The sequence below is a fragment of the Sporosarcina luteola genome (genome assembly GCF_023715585.1).
Taxonomy (GTDB): Bacteria; Bacillota; Bacilli; order Bacillales_A; family Planococcaceae; genus Sporosarcina; species Sporosarcina luteola_D.
Genome location: NZ_JAMBOK010000001.1, coordinates 1,788,923 through 1,813,904 on the forward strand (window position 1 = coordinate 1,788,923; position 24,982 = coordinate 1,813,904).

The following is a 24,982-nucleotide window of genomic DNA, read 5'->3' on the forward strand; positions in this document are numbered from 1 at the left end:
TGATTGGTCAAGAGCATTCCTCGCGACATGCGGCTCTTCATTCACGCATAAATCCCGCGAAACACGCATAACGGCAATTTCCCGCGCATAAACGGCCGTAAATACGCATAAACAGCTGCATCCACGCATAAAACTCGGAATCCACGCATAAAACGTACTATCCACGCATAAATCCCTATAATCACGCATATCCCCAATAGAAAACTTTTCCGCAAACAAAAAAAGAGCCATCCAAGACGGCCCTCACCTTTCATTTCTCCAACCACTCCAAAATATCCGCCTTCAAGTCATTCCCATTCCAAAACGTCAGTGCGGCATCCTCGCCGATCCGCTCGACAAGTTGTTCAACATAATCCGTACCAAGAGTGTAACCGATCCGGTTATAGCCAAAATAGGTGCCTCCGGAGAGACGGAACCATTCCTTCTCCTTCACCATATCCCACTCGCCTAATGCGTCTTCCAAAAATCGCCGCTTCACTTCGGCTTTATTCTCCTCATAGCACTTCACCCATGGGGCGCCTTCGTTATCGAATGAAAGATAGACAGGCTCCTGAAGCCCCGGCACAATCCGCTTCGATAAATACGTGGCGGCGCCTTCCGTAAATAGCGTCGTCAAGCCATGCTCCCAATCGACAGTGGACCAGTCAATCCCAGCTCGGGCTGCAAGCGCAAAATGCGTGACGTGGCCGATTTCATGCGCAGTGATTACCTTCAAATGGTCGCGCTCCGCGGAAAGCTTTTCAACGGCAAAGTAGATTTCACGCCGATTATCCCTCGTCACAAACGCATTCGAGCCGAACGTGCCGACCATCAGTTTGAATGATAGATCCAAGCCCAGTCCGAATGTCCGCTCATACTCCTCATCCAATTCCTCAATAACGCCTGGCAAACTGGCTGAGATGGAACGGATGTCGCCGATCTTGCCTTCATATTTACGGAGCGCTTCTGCTAGTCGCTCTTCCGTCTTCGGACAATGGATCGGAAAATACTTTTCATAGATTTCCGCATGCTCATTAAGATACGATTCCAAGTCTGCAAGCTTCGGCTGTTGATGGGATTCCCAGAACTCCAAGAAAACCGGAATGCTATTTTCAATACGCATTTATTCTCCCCCCTCCCACCAGTATACATATTTTTCAGTCATCATTGAAAGTTCTAAAGCATATGGTGGAACCGAGGGGTTTATCCCGTAGCTTATCGCTTCTCCCCTACTGAACAGGATTGCCCGCAAGCTTAAAAATGAAAGGATGAAAAACATGGTTCAATATTATTATTATCCAGGTTTTCAACAGCAACAAATGCAAATGCCTGCAACACCGCCGCAGATTCCTGCCAGTGACAGTGGAAGACTTCCTTTTCGGGAGCAGTCGTATATCGAAAACATCCTCCGCCTCAACCGCGGCAAACCTGGCGTATTCCACTTCTCTTTCGAACATGCAATCGAGGCCGGGAAAAACACACTGGCAATCCCCGGGATGGTGGAAGCGGCAGGACGCGACCACGTCATTTTGAGCACAGCTACAGGCAAACGCTATTTATTGCCAATGATCTATTTCGACTATGCGGAGTTTAACGAAGAACTGAATTACTTCAACCAACAACCAATGTAAAAAAAGTCTTCCGTTGCCTATTACGGCTTCGGAAGACTTATTTTTTGTTCCAGCGCCAGCCGGAAACGATCCGGCTCATCCAAGCGAATAGCAGCCAGATCGTACTTCTTTTCCATCCCCATGAAAAGCGTTGCCTGCAGCGGCCTTCTGAAATGAAGAACGCAATTCGGTTTAGCCTCCTCCATATCCTTTGCAATGAAATCAATTATCCGTTTCGACTTCAAGTTGCACTGCGCCGCCTCTTCAAACCATTCTATTTTTTTAATCGCGTCATAAGGAATTTCCATGCGCTTCCCGAGACCAAGGGAGATTTGCAGTCGATCATCTTTCATTGCCAAAGGGTTAAGGCGCACTGTTTGTATATCCGCAATAAAATAAATGACGGAGTAGACATTTAAGATGAGCAGAACAATGGACAAAATGACGGATTTCCCATGGAGCCACCAGTGGATGCCAATCGTCTCAATGACGATTGCATGGATCAGCATGATGTGGAAGGCGAGCATACTTGTCTTTTGGTGCAAGGAAAAAAACGTTTCCCCGGTAGGCGGTTTCCGCTTCCATGAAGCGAATGCATAGAAGAACGTGAGCAATTCAGCAGTCATTATGGAAATAAGCGGATGGGACGATACCCGTTCTTTGACAAGTGAAGGAAACGAGAATAAACCATCATTCCTAGCTCGTTTCACCTCTTTTAGAATTCCGGGTAAATGTTTAGCCAACAGGAACAGAAGCCCTAGTTCTGCGAGTACGATCAATCCTTCAAGCACAATTGCTGCATAAGGAACAAATTTGAATGGCTCAAAATATTCGCTTGGAATAATGAATCTCGCTGCAACTAGCCCGATCACCATAAACGTAATGAACCGTTTCAGCGTGAAGCCTTTCTTGCGCGTCATCGCCACTAGTAGGAGCGGCGCAACAATCGCCAAATCCAACAGCGAGCCGATAACAACCGCCCGGGAATCATCCGGCATCGGGATCGCATGCAGCCGGTAGGCAAAATAATTACTGACAAGCACAAGCAGGAGCAATGCAGCAAACAAACTTTGCATCGAACGTCGACGGGTCAACACCATGGAAACTCCCCCTTTTCTATAGTTTACTCAGAAATGCGAATAGCCGTACAGGGTAGTTTTGACAGTATTAAGGAGTTTTATATTTGTTTAATTGTGCTGGAGGTGGATTCCTGGGCGCGCGAGGATGATTCTTGAGCGTGGATTCGTTTTCTTGAGCGCGGGACGCTATCGCTTGCACTTCTCCCCCTCTCCATGTCGCGATTCAAAAAAAACGGTCTGAAGAACTGATGCTCTTCAAACCGTTTCGATGTTATCTTCCGAACTTGACCGCTGCGATGATGAGCATGATCCAGCCCGCGATGAAGGCAACGCCGCCGATCGGGGTGATGGCGCCGAGAATGCCGATGCCGGATAGGCTCAGGATGTAGAGGCTGCCGGAGAAGATGATGACGCCGGCGAGCAGCAAGTAGCCTGCCCAGGACAATGCGGTAGATGGCCCGAAGAGCGATGTGCTCATGAGGATGCCGACCGCGATGAGTCCGATTGCGTGGAACATTTGGTATTGGACGGCAGTTTCCCAAATGGCAAGGTACCGTTCGGATAAGCGCTCTTTCAGTGCGTGTGCGCCGAATGCGCCGAGCGCAACGGCGATTGCCGCGTTGACGGCGCCTGCGATGATGAAAAATGGCATATGATTTCCTACTTTCTGCTGGTGTAAATTCTCTCTATAAACATTTTCGCCTTACAAAGATTAGAAGTCAAAGATTGAACCGCCGTTCGCGTCTTCCTCGTCCAGCGGCCTGCCTTCCAATGACGAAATCCGCGGCTTATGGGAGATTGCCATCGTCCGCGGCGTGATGATTGGCTCGTCTTTCTCTTCATTGCTGACGAGCACGACTTGGCAGAGCGCCCGAATCGCTGTCAGCGCCTCGCGGACGGCTTGCTCGTCGTCGGCGGTTTTCGCGTAATTGAGCTGGCGCTGCATTTCCTCGATGATCCGTTCAGTTGAAATCATTGTCTAGCACCCCCTTTCTTCGGTTCGTATTTCATGCATTCCATGCCCGATGATCGCCTCACAACAATCGACGGCAGTTCTCGGGTCTTGAAGCCATATGCCCTGCAACCGCGCGGGCTTTTCGGATCCCATGTTACGAAGAAGTATTGACATTGAAAACAATTAACAGCCATGCGCCCACCTCTTCCTTTACAGCCCGTCCGTAGTCCGCACCAGTCGATCGGCGCTTCATTCCACTCTTTCAAAATGGCGTTCGCCTTGGAATAGGGCTGACTGCCGAAGAAGCCCCGGCTTGCGCTGAGCGGGCTTGGATGAACCGCTTCGATGACGGCGTTTTTATTCAGATCGATCAGTTTCTTCTTCTCCTGCGCTGGACGCCCCCAAAGGATGAATACGACCGGCTCGTCCCGTTCGGACAAACAGCGGATCACCTCGTCCGTGAACTGCTCCCACCCTTGCTTCCGGTGGGAATGCGCCTCCCCTTCCCGTACTGTCAATACGGTGTTCAGCATAAGCACGCCCTGCTTCGCCCAGCCCGTAAGCGTCCCCGTTTCCGGAATCCCGCACCCGATATCGGACTGCAATTCCTTGAACATATTCCGCAAGCTCGGTGGAATCCTGACGCCTGGCTTCACCGAAAAGCTGAGGCCATGCGCTTGGCCGGGCCCGTGGTACGGATCCTGTCCGAGAATAACCACTTTCACGTCCTTGAACGGCGTCAGTTTGAAGGCCGTCCACATATCCTCCATGAGCGGATAGACTGCGTGGCTTTCGTATTCTTTTTTTAGGAAATCGCGAAGCTGCAAGTAATACGGTTGATGGAATTGCTCCGCAAGCACTTCATCCCAATCGTTGCCGAACCTTATTTTTTGCAAACATCTCACTCCTTGAATTCAATCGTCACGTTGTAGCCAGCGAATGAAAACATTTCCTTAAATGTTTTCTCGGCATTGAATTGCGCCGTCTTCAGCACGCCTTGCCCGGTTGCCTCCTCGATGATGAGGTTCTTCGCTTCGGCAGCCAGTTCGTATGCCTCTTTGATATCCGCCTTTTGACGGAAGGCGCCTTCATAAGAATATACTTCGACTTGGTCGAAATAGATTTCCGCCCCTCCGAGGAAGGTTGCGGCCGGTAATGTAAGTTTCGCGGTCTTGTTTTTTTCATTTATGACTACATCTTTTTCTGTTAGCTTGGACAAATCGACGCCGGCCTTCACCGAGCCCGGAATGACGACGAGCAGCTGGCGCTTCGTCCCCGGAACATTAAGGCCGATGCTTTGGCCGAATAATTGGTTGTCCTGCCGTTCGATAATGACTTTTGTGTATGCTTCGGCTGTCGCCATTTCGTTCAACTCTTGTATTTGTTCAAGGAACACGCCTTTCTGTTCCGTAAAGGTGCTCCCTAGTTTTAAAAATTGGAAGGCGATGAACGGAAGTGAAATGACGGCAAGCAGGAGGAGTACCGCCAGCAGGATTGCCGATCGTTTCCACACCGAAAGGAATCTAAATGGCATGCGCGGACGCCAGGATTTCCTCGTCCGACCGAGCGCTTCTTCAACGGTGACAGCACTCTCGGAATCTGACGCCTTCAATTCTCTCAGCAGTCTTTCAATTTCCTGCAATTTCTTTTTATCTTCCATACCCTATTTTCACCTTCCTTCGACACTCGTAATCGCATATTTTTACATATAGTTGTACGTTTAGACTAGCCGAAAGTTTCGTAGTGGACAACAGATAAGCATACGGCAATCAGCCTTTCATTCCGCAAGCCGCAAATGCGCATAAACTCGTCGATCCGCGCATAAAATCTTCTATTCACGCATAAACCGCCGCTGATGCGCATAAATCCCCATATCCGCTCATAAATCCCCGCAATCACGCATAAACGGCGATCTTCACGCATAAACCGCCACCCGGTTGGAATAATTGTATTCTTTCATCAATTTGATTAGTATTAACTTATGAATGCAATCCATTAAAAAGGAGAAATCCAGCTATGACTTTGAAAAAGACATTAACAATTGCAGGATCAGATACGTCAGGCGGCGCGGGAATCCAGGCCGACTTGAAGACATTCCAGGAGCACGGCACATACGGCATGACAGCTTTGACGGTCGTCGTGACGATGGATCCGGACAATAATTGGAGCCACAACGTCTATTCACTTCCTGTTGATGTATTGAAAGCGCAGATCAAAACAGCGCTTTCAACAGGCATCGACGCGATTAAGACAGGCATGCTCAGCACAGAGGAAGTCATCCAGACCGCAGGCGAGGCGATTGCGGAATCTGAGCTCGACCACGTCGTCATCGATCCCGTCATGGTATGTAAAGGCGAAGACGAAGTCCTCAATCCGGGAACTGTCGACGCAATGGTGAAATACTTGCTCCCGAAGGCGGAGATCGTGACGCCGAACTTGTTCGAGGCGGGCCAGCTGGCAAGCATGAAAACACCTTCGACAATCGAGCAGATGAAATCGGTGGCGGAGAAAATCCATTCGCTCGGCGCACGCAACGTCGTCATCAAAGGCGGCAAGCAGCTCCAACACGATAAAGCGGCGGATCTGTTCTACGATGGCAATACATTCACATTGCTTGAAGCGGAAAAAACGGCTACTCACTACAACCATGGCGCGGGCTGCACATTCGCCGCCGCCATCACGGCGAACCTTGCAAATGGCCTCGGCGTGAAAGAAGCGGTCATCGAAGCGAAGAAATTTGTTTCCGCAGCGATCGCAAACGGCTGGAAGTTGAATGAATACGTCGGCCCCGTCATGCACGGTGCTGCGAATCGTGTAGGCGCACCTGAAATAACAGCGACAGAGATTTAATTGGTGGAGGTTAGAAGCGTGAGTGATGCTTCTAACCTTTTTTGTCGGGAAAACCGGGGGTGGATAAAAGTTATCGGTCACTTCGGAGGGGTTATCGGTCAATTCCACATAGTTATCGGTCACTTCGGAGGAGTTATCGGTCACTTTTACATAGTTATCGATCATTTCCTAAGAGTTATCGTCATTTCGTGACCTTTGACCTACTCCATCGCAACCCGGCAGCCACCCTTCGCTATTGTTCCGTCTAGGCTCCGGCGGCCAGAAGGGATGCCTTAATTTCTGCCAAATACGCAGAAATACGGCAAACCGAACCCTTCGCAGTTCGATTCGCTCGGGTCATAAGTCAGCCATGCTACACGGCAAAATGCGCCGTTTCGCATGTCCGCCTTATGCCTGTCGCATCTAAGCAGGCCACCTTCGCTTTTGATGCAAGCACCTCAATCGCATTCAGCCGCATATTTATATATACTTACTTCACGTGCATTTTGTAAGAAGGAGGATTCATTCATGGAAATTGTGAAACCGGACCGGTTGCAGGAATTGCTGAATTCCTATGCGAATAAAGACGTATACATCCATCTTGAAACAACCAATGGCTCGTATGCCGCCCATTTCAATGAAGGATTTTTCAACGCCGGGGCATTCATCCGGAATGTCGTCGTCAAATATGAGCTCGGCAAGGTGGCGGGTGAATCGCCGCATCGGGTCGGCTTGAAGCTCCCTTCAGGTTGGATTTATGCGCAAGGAATTACCCACTACACGGTCGACGAGCACGATCGGCTGCTCATGGCAGGGCTCGATCCTGACGGGAAACTTGCCGTCGCGCTCGAAATAAGCGAAACACCGTTTACATATTAAGCTGTTTGATTGTTAAGGAGGCTTTTCGATGATTAAAGAAGAACGCCATGTACTCGTCATTTTCCCGCACCCGGACGACGAAGCTTTCGGCGTGTCGGGTACGATTTCCACATATATCGAAATGGGGGTCCCCGTCACGTACGCCTGCCTAACGCTAGGCGAGATGGGCCGGAACCTCGGCAATCCCCCTTTTGCGAACCGTGAAACGCTGCCGCAAATCCGCAAGCAGGAACTGAAGAACGCCGCAGCCGCCATGGGTCTGACGGACCTCCGGATGATGGGCTTGCGCGACAAGACAATTGAATTCGAGGACGACGAAAAGATGATCAAGCTTGTCACCGATTTGATTGAGGACACGAATCCGTCCCTCATCATCACATTCTATCCGGGTCTCTCCGTCCACCCTGACCACGATGCAACGGGACGCGCCGTCACCAATGCAGTCGGACGGATGATGGAAGCCGACCGACCGACGATCTATACAATTGCATTCGCGAATCATACGGCGGAAGTAATAGGTGCACCCGACATCATCCATAACGTTGAAGGGGCTGCGCAGAAAAAGCTCAACACATTGAACGCGCACGCTTCCCAGACCGTCTGGATGATGCGTGACATGGAAAAAAGACTGGCAGACAAAGACCCTGAAGCATTGAAATGGCTGCACGAAGAGAGATTTTTCACTTATCGTTTTAAGTAACCAAAACAACCAGGCCCCGTTGGCAATTGGGAACGGGGCCTTTTTATCATTTCAACCGAAGACAGAATAGTTCAATTTCCCTCTATTGTATTTACAATCAAATGAAAAATAGATAGTATGTATGATTATACAAGTATATTGATATCTTACTCATAAAGGGGCAAAAATGAGATGAAAAAACATCATTTATCCACATGGCTCTACTTTCTAATTCCATCTATACTCGGCGTCATCCTTTTCATGATCCCTCTCAAATTCGGGGAAGAATGGAAGGTTCCAATCGCAAAATTCGCGGATATCTTGTCCGGCTGGCTCGAACCTGCGATGCCGATGACTGCAATGATCATTATTATAATCGCGGCGATCGGCTCGTTGCTGTATGCCTTCATCCCGCGTTCAAGTTCCAACCCTTCTCTTATGGAAGGATTATTCAAAGTAACACCGTTTTGGACAGTTACCCGTCTACTCGGTGCTGCATTCGCCATCATGGTCACATTCAAAATCGGGCCTGAAGCAATTTGGAGTGAAAACACGGGCGGCTTGCTGTTAGCGCCGGATGGCCTTGTATCATTCTTATTCACGATTTTCCTTTTTGCAGGTCTTTTATTGCCATTATTATTGAATTTTGGTCTGTTGGAGTTTTTCGGGACGATGATGGTGAAAGTGATGCGTCCTTTATTCAAACTGCCCGGACGTTCTTCCATCGATGCACTCGCTTCATGGATTGGCGACGGAACGATCGGCGTCCTGTTGACGAGCAAGCAATATGAGGACGGGCATTATACAGAGCGGGAAGCGGCGATCATCGCAACGACGTTTTCAGTCGTGTCCATTACGTTTTCACTCGTCATTATCGACACGGTCGGCATGTCGAACTACTTCCTGCCATTCTACGGAACGGTGCTGTTGACAGGCGTCATTTTAGCGCTCATCATGCCGAGGATTTATCCGCTCAGAAGCAAGAAAACCGAGTACATAGACGGCCGTCCCTTCACCGGGAATGATGAGAAACTTCCTGAAGGCTATAATGTGTTCAGTCACGGACTTGAAAACGCGCTGGATACCGCTTCGAAGAACCGTTCTATCGGTAAGATCTTCACGGACGGCATGCGCAATGTGCTCGACATGTGGATCGGCGTCGCGCCGGTCGTCATGGCATTCGGTACTGTGGCGCTCATGCTTGCGGAATATACAGGCGTCTTCACGTTTTTAGGAAAACCGTTTGAACCGATCCTTTCCGTATTGGGCATTCCGGAAGCTGCCGCTGCTGCACAAACGATGGTCGTCGGTTTTGCGGACATGTTCCTGCCGGTCATTCTGGCTGAAGGTTCGATCACGTCACCAATGACGTTGTTCACGATCGCAACGATTTCAGTTGTACAGCTCATTTACATGTCCGAGGTCGGCGGTTTGATTCTCGGAACGAAGATTCCTATCAATATCTTGGATCTGATCATCATTTTCCTATTGCGTACGCTGATTGCCCTGCCAATCGTTGCAGGCGTTGCACATCTATTATTTTAATTAAGAAAAGCGGAAGCGACCGCTTAAGCCTGACAGGCATAGGACAACCCAGCGTAGTGGCGCTTTTTGCCGCTTAAGCTGGGTTGACTTATGACCCGAAGGCCTGGTCGTTGAAGCTAGACATTAACGAAAAGCCGCAGATCCCAAATTGGATCAGCGGCTTTTTCATATTACGCATTCAATTTCTTTTTCAATTTCTCGAGCATATCCACAGTCATCGCATCCAAATCATACGATGTCTTGAATCCCCACTCCGCGACAGCCGCTGATGGATCGATGTGATCAGGCCAGCTGTCTGCGATCGCTTGGCGGACCGGGTCGACATTATACGTCAATTCAAATTCCGGAATATGCTTTTTGATCGACGCTGCGATCTCGCCCGGCTCGAAGCACATCGCTGTCACATTGAACGCATTGCGGTGAATTAATTTTCCAGGATCCGCTTCCATCAAGTCGACGATTGCTTGCAAGGCGTCCGGCATATACATCATATCCATGCACGTGCCTTCCGCAATGAAGGATTCGTACTTACCGTCTGTAATTGCTTTATAGTAAATATCCACTGCGTAATCGGTCGTTCCCCCGCCCGGTTGTGCCACGTAGGAAATCAATCCCGGGAAGCGCACGCCGCGCGTGTCGAGGCCGAATCGGTGGAAGTAATAATCGCATAACAGCTCACCCGCGACTTTATTGACACCATACATCGTCGTCGGCCGTTGCAATGTGTCTTGCGGTGTATTCAGCTTCGGTGTTGAAGGGCCGAATGCCCCGATTGAGCTAGGCGTGAAAAATTGCATGTTGAGCTCGCGAGCAGTTTCGAGCGCATTCATTAGCCCACCCATGTTGAGGTTCCAAGCAAATAATGGTTCCGCTTCAGCTTTAGCCGAGAGGAGCGCCGCCATATGCATAATCGTATCCGCGCCAAAATCCTTCGCTACGTCATGCATCTTCTTGCCATCCGTCACATCGAGGACTTTGAACGGTCCCGCAATCGGTTCAAGCGGCTGGCGGATATCTGTCGACAACACATTCTCTTCGCCATATTCCTTTTGCAGCTTGCCTATCAATTCGGAACCGATTTGGCCAAGTGCTCCGGTCACCATGATTTTTTTCAATCCTGACTCCTCCTAATATTCAAATGTTTTTATGGAAAGGACATATTTTTAGAATAATTACATAAACCCTTTTACATCAATATAAAAAGATTATATTATGTGTGCCTGTAAAACACAACAGCTTTTCCTTCCTTAACATCTTTTCCCTTAATTTTTCTGGTATACTATAGAAAAACGCAGAGGTGCACAATGTTCAGCAAATATGCCAATTTCATTTTAATCATAATCATCAGCGCCTTGTTGGCTGTTGCATTATTTTTGTCAGGTATGCAGATATGGCTCGTTTTCACGATTATTATGGCGTTCACATTCATTTTGACGATGGGCTATCCATTCTATATCATCTACAGATCGAAAAGTTTAAAACTGATCGACCGTTATTTGGCAAATCACCGGAGTAAACCGATCTTCAGCTATGCATATGCTTTGGCCCATGGAACGGACAAGGAGATCATCGAGTCACTGAAGAAGATCTTGAAATCCTATCCTCAAGCGGAAGTGCAAGATATCTATAATGCCAATCTATTAGTGTTCCAGAAGGATTGGAGGCGTTTGATCGACACTTCGAAGTCGATGGCGACGGCTTTCTACCGTGATTATTATGCGGGTATCGGGTATACAATGAGTAATAATAAGGAGAAGTCTTCCGAATCGTTATCGAAGGTGGGGACTCCGTGGATGGTCCATTCCTTGAAAGCGGTCATTGCCTTGAAGCAGGGACAGAGGGATTTATTCCAAAAAGAAGCGGCGCTGGCGACGAAACAGGCAGTCGGCATGCAGCGCTATGTTCTCCATCATATGTTGAAGCGAATGGCGGAGGACGTTTTTCCCGCCGAAGAGTTGTAAGTAGGAGGAGAATAATGAAGAACGCAAAGAAAGCCGATCTTTAGGTAAGATTGGCTTTTTTCATCTATAAAAATTGCTTATCCTAAAGACTTCACGAATAATTTACCGTTGAGCATTGAGCATTCCAGCTGGCCTCTCGCATCGAGGTCCGTCACAATCGCTTCCATGTACCATCGATTGTTCCCATCGAACGGCGTCAATCTTTTCAATGTCCTGTTCGACAGTTCTTCGAATGAAATGACGTCAGCCTCGCGGATGATTGTGAGCATTATCTTTTTGATCTTCTCATATCTAAACTTCACAATCGACGCTCCGGCTCTGCCATTCGATTGCAAAAGTTGGACGCTTTCGTTATATCGCATTTGTGGCCCACCTTTTCAAAAGTGTTATGCTCTCTATCTATTACCCTTTTTGGCTAGAATTAATCCTACTTTCGATAAAAAAGAGTAGAAGTTCTCGTTCTTTCATTAAAAAACTGCCGCATCGACTCTACGCCGACACGACAGCTATTGTTTAGATTATGAAATGACACCAAGTTCTTTTCCTACTTTTTCATAAATCGCGAGCGCTTCATCGAGCATTTCCTTCGTATGGGAAGCGATCGGCATATTGCGCACGCGCCCTTTGCCCTTCGGAACGGTTGGGAAGACAATTGACTTCGCGTAGACGCCTTCTTCGATCAACCGTTGCGAGAATTGCTGCGTCAGTTTCTCTTCGCCGATGATGCATGGCGTGATCGGCGTTTCGGAAACTCCGATATCAAAGCCGAGTTTTTTGAGGCCTTCCTTCAGATAGTTCCCATTCTCCCAAAGCTTGTCATGCAGCTCCGTCGACTCCGAGATTTTATCCAACGCGCCCATGATGGCCGCAACGTCGCCTGCAGGCAATGCTGTCGAGAATAGAAACGGACGGGAGCGCACTTTCAGCCAGTCGATCAACGCTTGAGTCCCGGCAACATAGCCGCCGACAACGCCGATCGCTTTCGATAATGTCCCGATTTGGAAGTCGATCTCTTTTTCGAGACCGAAATGCTTCACAGTCCCTTTCCCTTTACCTGTTACGCCAGATCCGTGCGCATCATCGACATACGTGATCAGGTCGAATTCCTTCGCAATCTCAACGATTTCAGGAAGCTTCGCGATGTTGCCGTCCATTGAAAACACGCCGTCCGTAATATACATCAGCTTGCCGTATTGGCCGGACTCCTTCGCCTCTTTCGCTTTCGCGCGCAGATCGTCCATGTCCTGGTGCTTGACGCGAATGATCTTCGCACCGGATAGACGGCAGCCGTCGATGATCGACGCGTGGTTCAATTCATCCGATAGAATGGCGTCTTGTTTATTCATGACCGCGGAAATCGCCGCCATATTGCAGTTGAAGCCGGATTGGTAGGAAATCGCCGCTTCCGTCCCTTTGAATTCCGCAAGTTTTTTCTCAAGTTCAATATGGATATCGAGCGTTCCGTTGATTGTCCGGACAGCACCTGCACCGACGCCGTATTTTTCCGTCGCTGCGATTGCAAGCTTTTTCAAATCTTCGTCTGTCGCCAGCCCTAAATAGTTGTTTGAGGAAAGATTGATCAAATCTTTTCCGTTGATTTTAATTACTGGACCATTCGGACCTTCTACCGGGTCAATTACATTGTAGAGGCCTTGGTCGCGCAGTTCCTGTAAATTTTCCTGTAAAAACGCATCGAGAACTTTTGACAAAATGATCTTCCTTTCAAACGGTTGATGCCCCCATTTTAGCATATGCGGGCGAAACTCGCAGAAGGAACTGTTTTACACGTCCATCCATTTTGAAAGTTGACGTGTTTTCTCCTCGAAGGATTTCCTGATGATTGCCTGATCGACGACTTCGCGCAACCTGTTTTCGCTATGCGCATACGCATGCATATAGCCTGTCGCGTCCATGATTTTCTCTTTATATCTACCACTGATTTCACGGATCTTCTCTTCCGCTTCCGCATCTTCCGTGCACATCGAAACGAGATCGAGAATTTCATCCAATGGACTCTCCGGATCATATTCATGCGGCTGGGTCGCGTCGAACAGGCAAACCGACAGCTCCGGTAACAGCAGGATGTCGACGCTTTTCGGATCTAGTCCGCACCAGCCGTAGAGGACATCTATCCCCCGACGCTCCGCCTCCTTGCCGAGCGCCTTCAGCATCGTCGATTTCCCCGTCCCGGACAATCCTTTCATGAGGATTCTCCTCTTCGTCCAGCTCGTGATGGAAGGAATGAAATCACGTGCACCGCCCGGCGATAACGAGCCGGCGATCCGATGTGATACTGTCGATTTCTTACGCAGCTTCATCGTGCCGAATAGTTCTTCCTTCAAGGAAACGATCATCTGCTCATGTTCACTCCACATCATCCTGACGATATTCACTTGCTCCCACTCGTCGTGGATTCGCAATGCTTCGGACATGGATTGCATCATTTTCGTAAATACGAGGTTTGATTCTTCCACAACATCGGTCATTTCTGTCGATCGGCTTTGCAGTTTTTCCTCGTCGTACGCGTCATAAAAGCTGATGACGTGGTGGCGGCCGCCGATTTCAGTCGGCTCGAGCGAAACGGGGTGGGATGCTTGGAGAATGAATAAGCTGATGTCTTTCACAAATATGGCATCCGTATTGTCAGGCAGGACGGGATTGTTGAAACGGTCCACGTCATAGCCCCTTTTAATGAAATATGCTGCCGCGTCGTTCAACACATTGGATATTGCATTCGACGGCGGCGCTTTCAGAAAGATCGTTTTGTCAGCGGTGGCAATCAATGTATCGTATTTGTGCGCGACCCCTCGCCCTGTATAGGCTGTCCCCATGTATTCCGTTATTGTCCCGTATATGATGACCATCCTTTCCCAAATGACTACTTGCATTTCTACCATATGCCCAGACAATAAAAAAAAGCACGGCTTGTCTGCCTGTGCTTTCAAACTTTATTAAATACTAATATAGTTGATTTCCGCTTCAGTCGGACGCTTTCCGCGGCCGAGCGGTGAGCCTCCTCAGTCGCTTCGCTCCCTTCGGGGTCTCCCCTGTCTCGCTTTCCCGCAGGAGTCGCCGACTTATGCTCCAATCAACGGCTACTTGAAATCAATATGATATTTAACCAAACTAATTTTCAAATAAAACCTGTTCGTCTTCCTCGCCGGCAAGTTTCAGTAGCAGCTTGCGGCATTGCGGCAATGAATAATGGACGATTTGGCCGAGGAGGAGGGCGATGATGACTGTGCCGATGCCGACCGGGCCGCCCAATAGCCAGCCAGCGATTCCGACAATCACTTCATTCATTGTCCGCACCATTTTCATGCTAATTCCGAGCTTGTCGACGAGGATGAGCATAAGGCTGTCTCGCGGGCCTGCACCGACATTCGGCGCGACGTAAATGCCGACGCCGTAAGACATGACAATGACGCCGAGCGTGAAGATGATCACTTGCGCTGTCATCGATTCGAATTCCGGTAGCATCCAGTTGAACAAGTCAATGAATAGGCCGAGCAAGATCATGTTCAGCCAAGTCCCGAGCTTTGGCCATTGTTTCATCATAAGGGAGGTTAAAGTGATGAGGGTCAAGCCGCTGATGATGCTCCACGTCCCGATTGTCAGCCCGAAGTGTCGGGATAGGCCGATGTGCAGGACGTCCCACGGGCCTACGCCAAGGCGCTGCCCTTTGATCGTCATTGTAATGCCGAGCGACAGCACGATGACGCCGACAATAAAGAATGTCCATCTCCATATAAAAATCTTTCTCATTTACACTCTTCTTTCCATGCTACTCCACCGTGGATAGCTAATTCTCTGTTCCATTGTAGCACGTGTCAAGAAGGCAAGATATATGCGATTAGTCTTTTATGATGTCGTTGAAAGACGCTTCGGCAATTCGGGCCAGATCCGTCGGAGCCAGTTTCATCTGTAATCCGGGCTTTCCTGCACTGACGACAAACTGCTCCAGCTTTTCAGCAGAAGCGTCAATCACGGTCGGATATTTTTTCTTCATGCCAATCGCGGAGCAGCCGCCACGGACATACCCTGTTTCTTTCGTCAAATCCTTCAACGGCAGCATATCGAGCTTCTTCACACCCGCTGCCTTCGCGGCTTTCTTCAAATCGAGTTCTTCCGCAACCGGAATGATGAATACGAACAGCTCGCGCGGTCCGGCGATCGTCACGAGCGTCTTGTACACCGACTCCGCAGACTGCCCCGTCTTTGCAGCAACTGATACGCCGTCCAACTGCCCATCGTTTGTATCGTATTCCATCAGCTCATACGGCACTAGTTCATTTTCCAATAGCCGCACAGCGTTCGTCTTCACCGATTTCTTCTGCTTCGCCATTTACTCACGCCTCCCAAGAATTAAAGAAAAGGCCGCCATCTAGCGGCGACCTTTCCTATCAGGCTGTCTTACTAATACTCGGCCATTCGGCAATGAACCCATTGCGCTTCCCTTCCACTTGGATAGAGTAGGCGGAAATCGCCTTTGCAAAGCGTTTTTGTTCCAACAGTAATTCCCGTTCAACATCGGACGGGAGATCCATGGATGCCACCTTGAACGCTTCCGCCTTTGCCCGGTTCTCTTCTGCCTCTATTATTGATTGCTCACGCTTAAGAAGGGCGAGTCTCGCTTCCGTTTCCATGATCTTCGCGGAAGCGTTTGCTGCCAGCTGTTGATCCGCGATTGTCGGTTCTTCGACGGATATCGCTTCCCTGCGGACTTCCCGCCACGCATCGATCGTCTCTTCCAATGTTTTGCCGAGAGGAAGGATGACCTGCTTCACTAGCCCGGCATCTAGCTTCTTGAACTCACGGTTTTCGGAACCTGTTTCCGGCTCCTTCTTCCCTAACAGCAGCGCTTCCAAATCATCGAGCGTCTTCTGATTCCGTCCATTGTAATCCGCCTGTCGATGATAAGCTTGTTCGGCATTTCTGCGCCGCACTGCGTCATACCGCTGCATTTGGTCTGCAGCGGACGCGAACGTCATAACAGCATTCATTTCACTCACCTCCTGATACGTGTCCACTTTCAGTTATGAGTATTATATCCGTTTATTGCACATGGAAACATCCAGCCAAAGGTCCAAAGTCTGATTATTCGAAAGGCATTTCAGCCTGGCTGTTTATGCCTACTTATTCGACAGTTTTTTTCTTTTATCGACCATTACTATATGAGCAGGTTTGGAATTCCACTGTCGCATCATTTCTCGAACATCTTTTTCAAAGCATCCGCCAACGCCGTGTTGACAGGCTCTTCCTCCTGCTTTTTCATATACTTCTGGACGTCGCGCTTGTCCGCCTTCTTGCCGCCGGACTGCGCGCGGCGTTTTTCAAATGCGGAAAGTTTTTCCCGATGTCCGCATTTGCAGACGAAAATCCTTCCGTCCCCTTCTCCGCGAAGTTCAAGCTTCTTCTTACAGTTCGGGCATCGCGCATTCGTCAATTGAGAGACATTTCGGCGATGGCCGCATTCCCTATCTTGGCAGACGAGCATTTTGCCCCGTTTGCCATTCACTTCAAGCAACGGCTTTCCGCAATCAGGGCACATTTTCCCTGTCACATTATCGTGTTTGAACTTTTTATCATCGGTTTTGATTTCTTTGACGGTCTTCTTCGAAAAGTCCACCATCTCTTTCATGAATGCTTCTTTCTTCAATTTTCCGTTGGCGATTTTCGTTAAGCTTTGCTCCCATTCAGCCGTCAAAGCAGGGGACTTCAAATCTTCCGGTACAAGTTCGAGCAGCTGCCGGCCTTTCGACGTTGTGAAGATGTCATTCCCTTTTTTCTCGATCACGAATGAGCTGAAAAGCTTCTCGATAATGTCGGCTCTAGTCGCAACCGTTCCTAAGCCGCCTGTCTCGCCAAGCGTCTTGATGAGATCCTTTGATTCACCCGCCATGAACTGTGCAGGGTTTTCCATCGCCGCAAGCAATGTCCCCTCATTGAAACGTGCCGGCGGTTTCGTCTGTCCATCCGTCATGACGACAGCACGGATTTTCACTTCTTCCCCTTTCGAGAAAGCAGGCAGCCGGTCCGTATCTTCTTCCTCTTCATCCGTGGAATAAACCGCCTTCCACCCATCGTCCGTGACCGTTCTTCCTTTCGCCTTGAACATCTCTCCGCCCACATCGAGTTCCGCAGTCACTTGCTCATAACGGAACGGGCCGAAGAACACAGCGAGGAACCGTTTGACGATCAGATCATACAGACGTTGTTCCTTATCGGAAAGGTTTTGATAGATCGGCGTCTCTTCCGTCGGGATGATTGCATGGTGATCGGATACGCGCTTGTCGTCAATGACGCCTTTTTGCGGTTTGATCGAACTCGAGCGCAGCAACACATTGACCGATTTCCGGTACGGTCCGATGTCGACAGCCTTAATGCGTTCTTTGAGCGTCCCAGCCATATCAGACGTCAAATGCTTCGAGTCGGTCCTTGGATAGGTCACCGCCTTGTGCCGCTCGTATAGATTCTGCAGCGTGGACAGCGTCTCTTTCGCAGACCACGACCATCGTTTATGCGCTTCCTTCTGCAATTCCGTCAAATCGAATAAAGGAGGAGCCGGCTGCTGCTTCGGCGCCGTTTTCACGTCGATCACCTTACCGGAATGAACCCCGTCGAGCTTCTTCAATAGGTTTTCAACCGCTTCTTTATTGAACGATTGCGTTTGACCCGCTTTATCGGACCAGGTGAATCTTGCCGTTTCGGTCAACGCCTGCAATCCGTAATATGATTTCGGCTTGAATTCGCGGATCTGCCTCTCCCGCTCGGCGATCATGGCCAGTGTCGGTGTCTGAACACGCCCCGTCGATAATTGAGCATTGTATTTCACCGTCAAGGCGCGTGTCGCGTTGATGCCGACGACCCAGTCCGCCTCTGCACGCGCAACCGCCGCTTCGAATAAGTTCTCGTACTGGCGGCCGTCCTTCAAGTTATTGAAGCCGTCTTTGATCGCTTTATCAGTGACGGATGAAATCCATAGCCGCTTTACAGGCTTGCGGTTCTTCGCCATCTCCAAGGTCCAGCGGGCGACGAGCTCCCCTTCCCGCCCTGCATCTGTCGCGATGATGACTTCGTTCACATCACTGCGCCGAAGCTGCGCCTTGACTGCATTAAACTGTTTCGTCGTCTGGCGGATCGGCGTCAGCTTGAAGGGCTCCGGGATGATCGGCAAATGTTCAAGCTTCCATTCCTTAAATTCGTTCCCATACCCTTCCGGATCGGCGTGCGTCACAAGATGCCCGAGCGCCCAAGTGACGATATATTTTTGGCCTTCTAAGAAGCCGTTTCCTTTTTTATTACAGCCGAGCACCCGCGCAATATCCCGCGCAACGGATGGCTTTTCGGCCAACACTACTGATTTGGACATAAAAAAATCCCCTTTCTACATACTTTTATTATAAAGGAGAATGCATTCCGTTGCATTCCCTGCAAATTCCGCGTGTATTGGACGAGGGAAGGGCGACTTTGGACGCCAAATGGCTTACTTTGGGCGCGGAAGCAGCGACTTTGGGCGCGATACGCCTATCTTTGGGCGCGGAAGCAGCGACTTTGGGCGCGATACGCCTATCTTTGGGCGCGGAAGCAGCGACTTTGGGCGCGATACGCCTATCTTTGGGCGTGGAAGCAGCGACTTTGGGCGCGGTACGCCTATCTTTGGGCGTGGAAGCAGCTACTTTGGGCGTGATATGCCTATCTTTGGGCGCGGAAGCAGCTACTTTGAGCGCGGAACACCTCTCTATGAGCGCCGATCGCTTTCCCACTAAAAAAGCTGCCACAGATAGTCGATTTCCGACCTTCGGTGACAGCCACTACTGAAATTCAATTCGTGTCCAATACATCTTTCGATAGATCTTGGCTCATCTCTGTATACTTTGCAAACACCCTTGCCAACTCGCGCAGGCGGTTATGCACATCTTCATCAATGATGCGGTTATCCTGGTCGAAATGGCCTGAATGGGTGTAGACGAAATTCGGTGTTACGAGACAGCGGAAGTAATCTAGAATTGGCTTCAGCTGAAATTCAGGAACGAGATGATGCTGGTGCGTGCCGCCATTCGCGACGATTGAAACCGGCTTGTATCGCATTGCATGCGGATGCAGCATGTCGAATGCATTTTTCAACACCCCCGGAATGGAGCCTTGGAAGATCGGCGTTGCAATGATGTATGCATCCGCCTCTTCGAACTTCCGAACCATTTCCTGCATGTCTTCGTTATATTGTGCCGACGGACGTCCATCGACGAATTGATGATCGTAATCCGCCATATTCATCCGTTCAATTTGGAAATCGCCACTTGCTTCCTTCACATATTCCGCGACCGCGTCAAGCACCGCGCCCGTTTTTCTGCCGATAATGGTCCCGTCCACAAACAAAACTTTCACTGGTCCATCCTCCTTAAAGCTGTGTTCACAATGACAATCGTACCATAACATTTAGTGCAATTGCCTGAAAATGAGCTTACTTTAAGTTCCCATTCGACTTCGGTGCCTCTCCCGGGATGTCCCGCTTGCCTGTAGCGGGGTCTTCGGCGAACATCTCTTCCAATTTTTCATATGGTATTTCCGTTTCACCATTTACCTCTTCTAGCCGCTCCTTCACCCGCTCGATCGTTTTCGCCGGAGAAGACAGGGCGATCACCGCATCTCCTGCATTCGCCTGCAATTCAACATTCGGCGTGAAAAATTCAATGGAGCCGTCAGCCCGGAGAATATATAGCAGAATCGACTTATCATCCCGTTCGCGCAAATATTGCGTGTAGCTGTATTGCTTCGTGATGGGCGTCTTCCGGATGACGTGCCTAGCATGCATCCGCTCCTCCAGACTGTAAATCGAGATGGATGGTGAAAATAACGTCTGCCCGCCGATAACCGTGAATGCTTCGACGTCTTTTCCGACGTGGAAAGCCGTTTGGAATAAATGATCCCGTCCGAAATCCGGCTCAAAGTCCGCACAAACATGTGCGTTGTATAAATCAGCCTTTGTCATCGCCAGCATGTACCGGTAGGGCGTCAAGTCGATATGATATTCAACCTGCTCTGACAGGATATCCCCTATATAGCTCTCAAGCCCGCGCTTTCTAGCATCTGCAAGCGCTGCCCATGACTGATCGATGAGCAGGACCTCATTCCCTGTATCTTTGATTGATTGTGCCAGTTCAGCTGCGAACCGCGTTCCGCCTATGATGGCGACACCTGATTCGTCCGTCGTCGTCAAATTCAGCTTTTTAGCGATGAAACCGATTGAAAATCCGTGCAGCACGACCGTCGAAAGGACGAGCGCGAACGTCAGCGCGGTGAGCAGCTCCGCATCTTCATAGCCGTTCTCGAGCAAGATGCCGGCAAAATATCCCGATACGGTCAGCGCGACAATACCCCTTGGCGCAATCCAGCCGATCAGCAGTTTTTCCCGGACATTCAAATCCGTTCCGATTGTGGAGATCCAGATCGACAATGGCCGGACGACAAATAGCATCGCCGCCACATACAACATGATGGCCGGATTAAAAATTTCAATTAATATTTTCGGATCAAGTGACGCGGTCAGCATAACGAATATTCCTGAGATAAGCAGTACAGAGATATTCTCTTTAAAGTGGCGCACATCATTCAATGTCGTCAGGCGCATATTCGCCATCTTCATCCCCATTGCCGTAACGGCAAGCAAACCTGTTTCATGCATGATTTCATCCGCAAAGACAAAGGTGAACAGCACAATGACGAAAAGGATCGGCGCCTTCAGAAACTCCGGGATGCTTCCCCGCTCGAAAGCGTTCCCGATAAACAATGCGGCGAACCATCCGAGCAAGACAGCAAACGCGGAAGCCGCGAAGAACAGCAGCAGCGCCTTCAACGTCACTTCAGCATTGATGAATCTAATGAATTCAAACGCAAATACGGCGAGCAATGCACCGAACGGGTCGACAACAATCCCTTCCCATTTCAGGATTGCAGCGGGCCGCGGTTTCAACTTCGCCTGTCGCAATAAAGGCAAAATCACTGTTGGGCCGGTCACGATGAACAGTCCTCCGATGATGAAAGCGACTTCCCATGAGAGACCCGCCAAATAATGCGCCGCCAACGAGCCGGCGATCCATGCGATGAATGCCCCGATTGTGACAATCCTCCCGACCGGCTTGCTGAAGCTTCTAATTTCCCTGACATCCAGATTCAAGCTTCCTTCAAAAAGGATGATAGCGACTGCAAACGTGATGATCGGGCCAAATAGATCCCCCATGCTTTCTTGTGGATTGATCAATCCGAATACCGGACCGACGAGCAATCCCGCGAGCGCCATTACGACGATTGCAGGCATGCGGTATTTCCATGCGATCCATTGGGAAAGCATGCCGATCAAGATGACGAGCATCAAGTCGAACAATAAAGAATCGAACAACGGAAAAACCCCGTTTCATTTAAGAATAAGTGATAGTTTATCACAATTCCTTTTTCATTCAACGTATTTGTACATAACTCGTTTTTTCCAAACATAGGGTGAAAAGGAGAGTAGTTTAGTTTACACACAGGAATAGAAAGGGTGATTCCAATCGAAAACACAAAAAAGAAAACTGTAGCATTTTACATTGCAAGGACGGACGGCAAAGGTTCGTATCCTGCAAAACGGGCGTCCGTTCTCGCCAAGGACATTGCGAAAGAAGTGAACGTCCTATTCATCGTCGGTGAAAACTCCCCTTCACCTCCAGATGGCTTCAAATCGATTACGATCGGTAGGAAGGCCAATCTCATACAGACATTGACGCTTATCCGTCCGGACCTACTCATCCGTGATACAGGCCCTACAGTTTCCGAAGAAGTGGAGAAAATCCGCAATATCGTCCCTTCCCTTTTGCATTTCGATGATTTCGGGGACGGAAAGAATCAAGCGGATTTCGTATTTCAGACACTCTTAGAAGAGACGATCGAAGAGCATGCGGAACATATCATTATAGATCGCCAGCTTTTCATTGCCGATCCAATATTGAGATCTGTTGAAAAATCCGGTCTGCGGAAAACCGCCCCTGGCCCCCTCCCGCATCTCGTCATCTCGTTCGGCGAGGAAGATGAAGGGAATTTGACTTACCGCGCACTCCGGCATGTGTCCCAGCTGCAGATTCCGCTGAAGGTGACGGTCCTCGTCGGGGAGTGCTACCCTCATGACGTCAGCACGCTTCGGATGATGGCGCTCGGAAGACGCAATACGGTTGTCCAGCAGCCGCCGTATAATATGGCCGAAGTCTACGCGACAGCGGATGTGGTTTTATGCGCATCGGGCTATATGCCTTATGAAGTCGCAGTCATGGGCATTCCGTGCGTCGTACTCTCCCAGAACGATTTCGAGCTTGGACTTGCATTTCCGAAAGAACAGCACGGCTTCGTCCATCTTGGTCTCGGCAGGAAGGTGAAGCAGTCGAATCTTCTGAACGCAATCATGGAGCCGCTGCTGCATGAACCTTTGCGAAAACGTTCAATTGAACGCCAACTATCGCTTGGGCTTGGCAACGGGAAAGATAAAATTGTCGAGACGATCCATTATTTATTGGAACACCCGAAACGCGGAGCGGGCGGAAAAGCGCTGTCGGATATGCTACACTAAGGAAAAAAGATAGGGGTTTTCCTTATGAATAAACGACAGATCGAATCAGCCATCGCTGAATTGAAGATGGATTATATCAGCTTACAAGGCGACGTGGAGAAACTGGAGTCGACGGGACACGCGGATTCCGTGCACAAAGCGGAGCAGCGTCTGGCCGTGATGGAAGAAAAATTGGCTGAACTGAACAAACAGCTTGCTGAGCTTTCCGAATAAACAAAAGCGAAAGCCGTTACGAAGAACGGCTTTTGCGAGCACAAGCGTAGCGTTGCGAGCACAATTACGCAGTAGCTTTGTTTCATAATCCCGAGCTGCGAGCGCCCGGAGCCTAGCCGAATAAGAAAAAGGCTGTCGACGAACGGGATCCCTGTTCGTGGACAGCCTTTTCGGGCGTTTAGTAGGTTGTCAGTTTCAATAGTTCCTGAAGGCGGTAGATGCCCCGCTGGAAGAATGTAAAATCATCTTGGTATTCCTCGAAATCGAGTGTGTAGAGGGCGTCTTCATTGTTCCAGAGGCGGTCGAAATAATCATCGATATCTTTGGACAGCTCGCTGTCATTCAGCGCGATGACCCTCAGATTCGCCTCTAAGTTATAATTGTCCAGCGTCCGATCCGTCAAATTCGCAGAGCCGTTCGTAATATACGTTTCCTCCTTCGTCTGAACGACGACGAGTTTCGTATGGTATTGTCCGACGACCGTATTGTACCACCGTACATCGAGCTTCCCATCCGTCTCGTCCATCATCTTTTGGACAACCGGTCGATTCGGGAGACCCGACTTCTCATTGCCGAACGAGTTCTCATTCGGATCCAAAATCATCTGGACATGGACGCCGCGATTCGACGCATCGACAATCGCTTGCACGATATCGGGCATTGCAATGAAAAACATGCCCATCCTGATCGTATCCCCTTCTCTGGTTGCGGCAATATCGCCGAGAAGCGCATCGTGGATCCTCTTTTCCGTCAAATATTGGACTGCATAATCGCCGCCAGGCTCCTCCCTAGCCTCCACACGCGGCAAGGAACCGCCATTTGTATAGCGGACGACCGCTTCTTCCGCTTCTAAAATATCGTTCAAAATGCCGGCGCCTTTCACTTTCAAGGCGACATTGCCATGAAAGCCGCTCGCGTCATGCGGATTGCCCGACGTTACGATCGCCGACTTGTCCGTCACGACCGTCTTCCGATGGTTCGCTTTCACATTCAAGAGGATCAAATACGACCGCAGCGTCATTTTCGGCGCATTGCTCGCCATCGCATTGGCGATCCAACCTTCCTTCTCGAAATTCACAAAGCGGAAAATGGTCCGGTAGAGACCCGAATAGATAGGCGTCGAGTCCCGCAGTTCATCGAGATCGGTGTAGACGACTTCAATGCCGGCGTCCTCCATTTGGCTGAACCATTTCGATTCATAAGAGCCATAACCCGTGTTAAGGGGGTCGGTAATAAAGATGATCGGCATTTGCGGATTCTCTTTTTTCTTTTGAATCAATTTCCCCGTCAGCGTTTCTGCGATTTTTGGGAAGTCGATCTTTTCATCCGTGTAATGGTCCATGAGGAAGAAATCAAGGACGATGAACTCCTCTGCCTCGTCAATCATTTTGTAGACTTCATCAAAGATGGAGAGCTCATGCACCATCCCATCGCCTTTTTTGTTTTGGGCATACGTCAGATCGGTAAACATCTCGACATCGTCTGTCCAATGGATGTCGCCCTTGTAGTTCAGATTGTCCGGAAGCGGTTTATATGTATGCCAAACAATCACACCTACATATAGGAATGTGAATAATAGGATGGCCATAAGGATGATCCATTTCGGACTCACCCATTTTTTTATTTTTTCCATTCAATCAACCCCGTATTCTAGTTG

At 49.5% G+C, this 24,982-nt stretch carries 26 protein-coding genes and 1 pseudogene; 9 read left to right on the top strand and 18 right to left on the bottom strand.

Going from position 1 to position 24,982, the window contains the following annotated elements; translation table 11 throughout:
• Window positions 1-250: 250 nt before the first annotated feature.
• Window positions 251-1,102: an aminopeptidase gene (locus tag M3193_RS08750; RefSeq protein WP_251626481.1), complete on the bottom strand. Its 852-nt coding sequence runs from the start codon at window positions 1,100-1,102 to the stop codon at window positions 251-253.
• Between the two features lie 154 nt (window positions 1,103-1,256).
• Here M3193_RS08750 and M3193_RS08755 point away from each other — a divergent pair, with 154 nt between their 5' ends.
• Window positions 1,257-1,610, top strand: coding sequence for a spore coat protein GerQ (locus M3193_RS08755; RefSeq protein ID WP_251626484.1), 354 nt, complete (start codon window positions 1,257-1,259; stop codon window positions 1,608-1,610).
• A 20-nt stretch (window positions 1,611-1,630) separates the two neighbouring features.
• On the opposite strand, the gene M3193_RS08760 is transcribed toward M3193_RS08755, so the two are convergent.
• The 6 genes and pseudogenes from M3193_RS08760 to M3193_RS08785 form a co-directional block, all read right to left on the bottom strand.
• Complete coding sequence (locus tag M3193_RS08760; RefSeq protein WP_251626487.1) at window positions 1,631-2,689, bottom strand: beta-carotene 15,15'-monooxygenase; 1,059 nt, start codon at window positions 2,687-2,689, stop codon at window positions 1,631-1,633.
• Window positions 2,690-2,939: 250 nt separating this feature from the next.
• Window positions 2,940-3,320 (bottom strand): DUF423 domain-containing protein, encoded by a 381-nt coding sequence (locus M3193_RS08765; RefSeq protein ID WP_251626490.1) that lies wholly within the window; start codon window positions 3,318-3,320, stop codon window positions 2,940-2,942.
• Window positions 3,321-3,380: 60 nt separating this feature from the next.
• Window positions 3,381-3,644 carry a YwdI family protein gene (locus M3193_RS08770; RefSeq protein ID WP_251626493.1) on the bottom strand — a complete coding sequence of 88 codons (264 nt, stop codon included), beginning with the start codon at window positions 3,642-3,644 and terminating at the stop codon, window positions 3,381-3,383.
• A 209-nt stretch (window positions 3,645-3,853) separates the two neighbouring features.
• Window positions 3,854-4,519, bottom strand: a pseudogene (locus M3193_RS08775) (uracil-DNA glycosylase); the annotation flags it as partial.
• A gap of 5 nt (window positions 4,520-4,524) precedes the next feature.
• Window positions 4,525-5,283, bottom strand: a complete 759-nt coding sequence (locus M3193_RS08780) for a DUF4230 domain-containing protein (RefSeq protein ID WP_251626497.1) — start codon at window positions 5,281-5,283, stop codon at window positions 4,525-4,527.
• A gap of 65 nt (window positions 5,284-5,348) precedes the next feature.
• Entirely contained in the window at window positions 5,349-5,546 is a 198-nt protein-coding gene (locus tag M3193_RS08785; protein WP_251626505.1) for a hypothetical protein, read from the bottom strand.
• A gap of 93 nt (window positions 5,547-5,639) precedes the next feature.
• Between M3193_RS08785 and thiD the strand changes: the two genes are divergently transcribed.
• The 4 genes from thiD (at window position 5,640) to M3193_RS08805 (ending at window position 9,555) form a co-directional block, all read left to right on the top strand.
• A complete protein-coding gene (thiD, locus tag M3193_RS08790; RefSeq protein ID WP_251626508.1) occupies window positions 5,640-6,473 on the top strand; it encodes a bifunctional hydroxymethylpyrimidine kinase/phosphomethylpyrimidine kinase in 834 nt (277 codons plus the stop codon).
• A 507-nt stretch (window positions 6,474-6,980) separates the two neighbouring features.
• A complete protein-coding gene (locus tag M3193_RS08795; RefSeq protein ID WP_251626510.1) occupies window positions 6,981-7,331 on the top strand; it encodes a YojF family protein in 351 nt (116 codons plus the stop codon).
• A 28-nt stretch (window positions 7,332-7,359) separates the two neighbouring features.
• Window positions 7,360-8,031, top strand: coding sequence for a bacillithiol biosynthesis deacetylase BshB2 (gene bshB2 / locus M3193_RS08800; RefSeq protein ID WP_251626513.1), 672 nt, complete (start codon window positions 7,360-7,362; stop codon window positions 8,029-8,031).
• Window positions 8,032-8,202: 171 nt separating this feature from the next.
• Entirely contained in the window at window positions 8,203-9,555 is a 1,353-nt protein-coding gene (locus M3193_RS08805) for a YjiH family protein (protein WP_251626516.1), read from the top strand.
• Between the two features lie 170 nt (window positions 9,556-9,725).
• Here M3193_RS08805 and M3193_RS08810 read toward each other — a convergent pair whose 3' ends face one another.
• Entirely contained in the window at window positions 9,726-10,670 is a 945-nt protein-coding gene (locus M3193_RS08810; protein ID WP_251626518.1) for an L-threonine 3-dehydrogenase, read from the bottom strand.
• 189 nt (window positions 10,671-10,859) lie between these two features.
• On the opposite strand from M3193_RS08810, the gene M3193_RS08815 reads away from it, so the two are divergent.
• Window positions 10,860-11,516, top strand: a complete 657-nt coding sequence (locus M3193_RS08815) for a hypothetical protein (RefSeq protein WP_251626521.1) — start codon at window positions 10,860-10,862, stop codon at window positions 11,514-11,516.
• Between the two features lie 77 nt (window positions 11,517-11,593).
• Here M3193_RS08815 and M3193_RS08820 read toward each other — a convergent pair whose 3' ends face one another.
• The 7 genes from M3193_RS08820 to M3193_RS08850 form a co-directional block, all read right to left on the bottom strand.
• Window positions 11,594-11,878, bottom strand: coding sequence for a DUF6958 family protein (locus tag M3193_RS08820; protein ID WP_251626523.1), 285 nt, complete (start codon window positions 11,876-11,878; stop codon window positions 11,594-11,596).
• Window positions 11,879-12,034: 156 nt separating this feature from the next.
• Window positions 12,035-13,225 carry a glycine C-acetyltransferase gene (locus tag M3193_RS08825; protein WP_251626525.1) on the bottom strand — a complete coding sequence of 397 codons (1,191 nt, stop codon included), beginning with the start codon at window positions 13,223-13,225 and terminating at the stop codon, window positions 12,035-12,037.
• A 72-nt stretch (window positions 13,226-13,297) separates the two neighbouring features.
• Window positions 13,298-14,404, bottom strand: coding sequence for a nucleotide kinase (locus M3193_RS08830; protein WP_251626527.1), 1,107 nt, complete (start codon window positions 14,402-14,404; stop codon window positions 13,298-13,300).
• Between the two features lie 238 nt (window positions 14,405-14,642).
• Window positions 14,643-15,281, bottom strand: a complete 639-nt coding sequence (locus M3193_RS08835) for a YczE/YyaS/YitT family protein (RefSeq protein ID WP_251626529.1) — start codon at window positions 15,279-15,281, stop codon at window positions 14,643-14,645.
• Between the two features lie 88 nt (window positions 15,282-15,369).
• Window positions 15,370-15,861: a Cys-tRNA(Pro) deacylase gene (ybaK, locus tag M3193_RS08840; RefSeq protein ID WP_251626531.1), complete on the bottom strand. Its 492-nt coding sequence runs from the start codon at window positions 15,859-15,861 to the stop codon at window positions 15,370-15,372.
• Window positions 15,862-15,919: 58 nt separating this feature from the next.
• Complete coding sequence (locus M3193_RS08845; RefSeq protein WP_251626534.1) at window positions 15,920-16,519, bottom strand: hypothetical protein; 600 nt, start codon at window positions 16,517-16,519, stop codon at window positions 15,920-15,922.
• Window positions 16,520-16,719: 200 nt separating this feature from the next.
• Window positions 16,720-18,888, bottom strand: a complete 2,169-nt coding sequence (locus M3193_RS08850; protein ID WP_251626536.1) for a DNA topoisomerase III — start codon at window positions 18,886-18,888, stop codon at window positions 16,720-16,722.
• 50 nt (window positions 18,889-18,938) lie between these two features.
• On the opposite strand from M3193_RS08850, the gene M3193_RS08855 reads away from it, so the two are divergent.
• On the top strand, window positions 18,939-19,337 hold the full coding sequence (locus M3193_RS08855; protein ID WP_251626539.1) for a hypothetical protein: 399 nt from the start codon (window positions 18,939-18,941) through the stop codon (window positions 19,335-19,337).
• A 3-nt stretch (window positions 19,338-19,340) separates the two neighbouring features.
• On the opposite strand, the gene M3193_RS08860 is transcribed toward M3193_RS08855, so the two are convergent.
• Both M3193_RS08860 and M3193_RS08865 read right to left on the bottom strand, forming a co-directional pair.
• Window positions 19,341-19,904 carry an NADPH-dependent FMN reductase gene (locus tag M3193_RS08860; RefSeq protein WP_251626541.1) on the bottom strand — a complete coding sequence of 188 codons (564 nt, stop codon included), beginning with the start codon at window positions 19,902-19,904 and terminating at the stop codon, window positions 19,341-19,343.
• 76 nt (window positions 19,905-19,980) lie between these two features.
• On the bottom strand, window positions 19,981-21,915 hold the full coding sequence (locus tag M3193_RS08865) for a cation:proton antiporter (protein ID WP_251626545.1): 1,935 nt from the start codon (window positions 21,913-21,915) through the stop codon (window positions 19,981-19,983).
• 141 nt (window positions 21,916-22,056) lie between these two features.
• On the opposite strand from M3193_RS08865, the gene M3193_RS08870 reads away from it, so the two are divergent.
• Both M3193_RS08870 and M3193_RS08875 read left to right on the top strand, forming a co-directional pair.
• Window positions 22,057-23,112 (top strand): PseG/SpsG family protein, encoded by a 1,056-nt coding sequence (locus M3193_RS08870; protein ID WP_251626548.1) that lies wholly within the window; start codon window positions 22,057-22,059, stop codon window positions 23,110-23,112.
• 24 nt (window positions 23,113-23,136) lie between these two features.
• Window positions 23,137-23,325: an SE1832 family protein gene (locus M3193_RS08875; protein WP_251626551.1), complete on the top strand. Its 189-nt coding sequence runs from the start codon at window positions 23,137-23,139 to the stop codon at window positions 23,323-23,325.
• 178 nt (window positions 23,326-23,503) lie between these two features.
• On the opposite strand, the gene M3193_RS08880 is transcribed toward M3193_RS08875, so the two are convergent.
• Window positions 23,504-24,958 (bottom strand): phospholipase D family protein, encoded by a 1,455-nt coding sequence (locus M3193_RS08880; RefSeq protein ID WP_251626554.1) that lies wholly within the window; start codon window positions 24,956-24,958, stop codon window positions 23,504-23,506.
• Window positions 24,959-24,982: the final 24 nt, after the last annotated feature.

Bases quoted from the DNA above. Each gene is read 5' to 3' on its own strand.
- M3193_RS08765 (WP_251626490.1), bottom strand. From the start codon at position 3,320: ATGCCATTTTTCATCATCGCAGGCGCCGTCAACGCGGCAATCGCCGTT.
- M3193_RS08805 (WP_251626516.1), top strand. From the start codon at position 8,203: ATGAAAAAACATCATTTATCCACATGGCTCTACTTTCTAATTCCATCT.
- M3193_RS08780 (WP_251626497.1), bottom strand. From the start codon at position 5,283: ATGGAAGATAAAAAGAAATTGCAGGAAATTGAAAGACTGCTGAGAGAA.
- M3193_RS08755 (WP_251626484.1), top strand. From the start codon at position 1,257: ATGGTTCAATATTATTATTATCCAGGTTTTCAACAGCAACAAATGCAA.
- M3193_RS08815 (WP_251626521.1), top strand. From the start codon at position 10,860: ATGTTCAGCAAATATGCCAATTTCATTTTAATCATAATCATCAGCGCC.
- M3193_RS08770 (WP_251626493.1), bottom strand. From the start codon at position 3,644: ATGATTTCAACTGAACGGATCATCGAGGAAATGCAGCGCCAGCTCAAT.
- M3193_RS08880 (WP_251626554.1), bottom strand. From the start codon at position 24,958: ATGGAAAAAATAAAAAAATGGGTGAGTCCGAAATGGATCATCCTTATG.
- bshB2 (WP_251626513.1), top strand. From the start codon at position 7,360: ATGATTAAAGAAGAACGCCATGTACTCGTCATTTTCCCGCACCCGGAC.
- M3193_RS08835 (WP_251626529.1), bottom strand. From the start codon at position 15,281: ATGAGAAAGATTTTTATATGGAGATGGACATTCTTTATTGTCGGCGTC.
- M3193_RS08760 (WP_251626487.1), bottom strand. From the start codon at position 2,689: ATGGTGTTGACCCGTCGACGTTCGATGCAAAGTTTGTTTGCTGCATTG.
- M3193_RS08820 (WP_251626523.1), bottom strand. From the start codon at position 11,878: ATGCGATATAACGAAAGCGTCCAACTTTTGCAATCGAATGGCAGAGCC.
- M3193_RS08795 (WP_251626510.1), top strand. From the start codon at position 6,981: ATGGAAATTGTGAAACCGGACCGGTTGCAGGAATTGCTGAATTCCTAT.
- M3193_RS08875 (WP_251626551.1), top strand. From the start codon at position 23,137: ATGAATAAACGACAGATCGAATCAGCCATCGCTGAATTGAAGATGGAT.
- M3193_RS08845 (WP_251626534.1), bottom strand. From the start codon at position 16,519: ATGAATGCTGTTATGACGTTCGCGTCCGCTGCAGACCAAATGCAGCGG.
- M3193_RS08830 (WP_251626527.1), bottom strand. From the start codon at position 14,404: ATGCAAGTAGTCATTTGGGAAAGGATGGTCATCATATACGGGACAATA.
- M3193_RS08850 (WP_251626536.1), bottom strand. From the start codon at position 18,888: ATGTCCAAATCAGTAGTGTTGGCCGAAAAGCCATCCGTTGCGCGGGAT.
- thiD (WP_251626508.1), top strand. From the start codon at position 5,640: ATGACTTTGAAAAAGACATTAACAATTGCAGGATCAGATACGTCAGGC.
- ybaK (WP_251626531.1), bottom strand. From the start codon at position 15,861: ATGGCGAAGCAGAAGAAATCGGTGAAGACGAACGCTGTGCGGCTATTG.
- M3193_RS08785 (WP_251626505.1), bottom strand. From the start codon at position 5,546: ATGCGTGAAGATCGCCGTTTATGCGTGATTGCGGGGATTTATGAGCGG.
- M3193_RS08750 (WP_251626481.1), bottom strand. From the start codon at position 1,102: ATGCGTATTGAAAATAGCATTCCGGTTTTCTTGGAGTTCTGGGAATCC.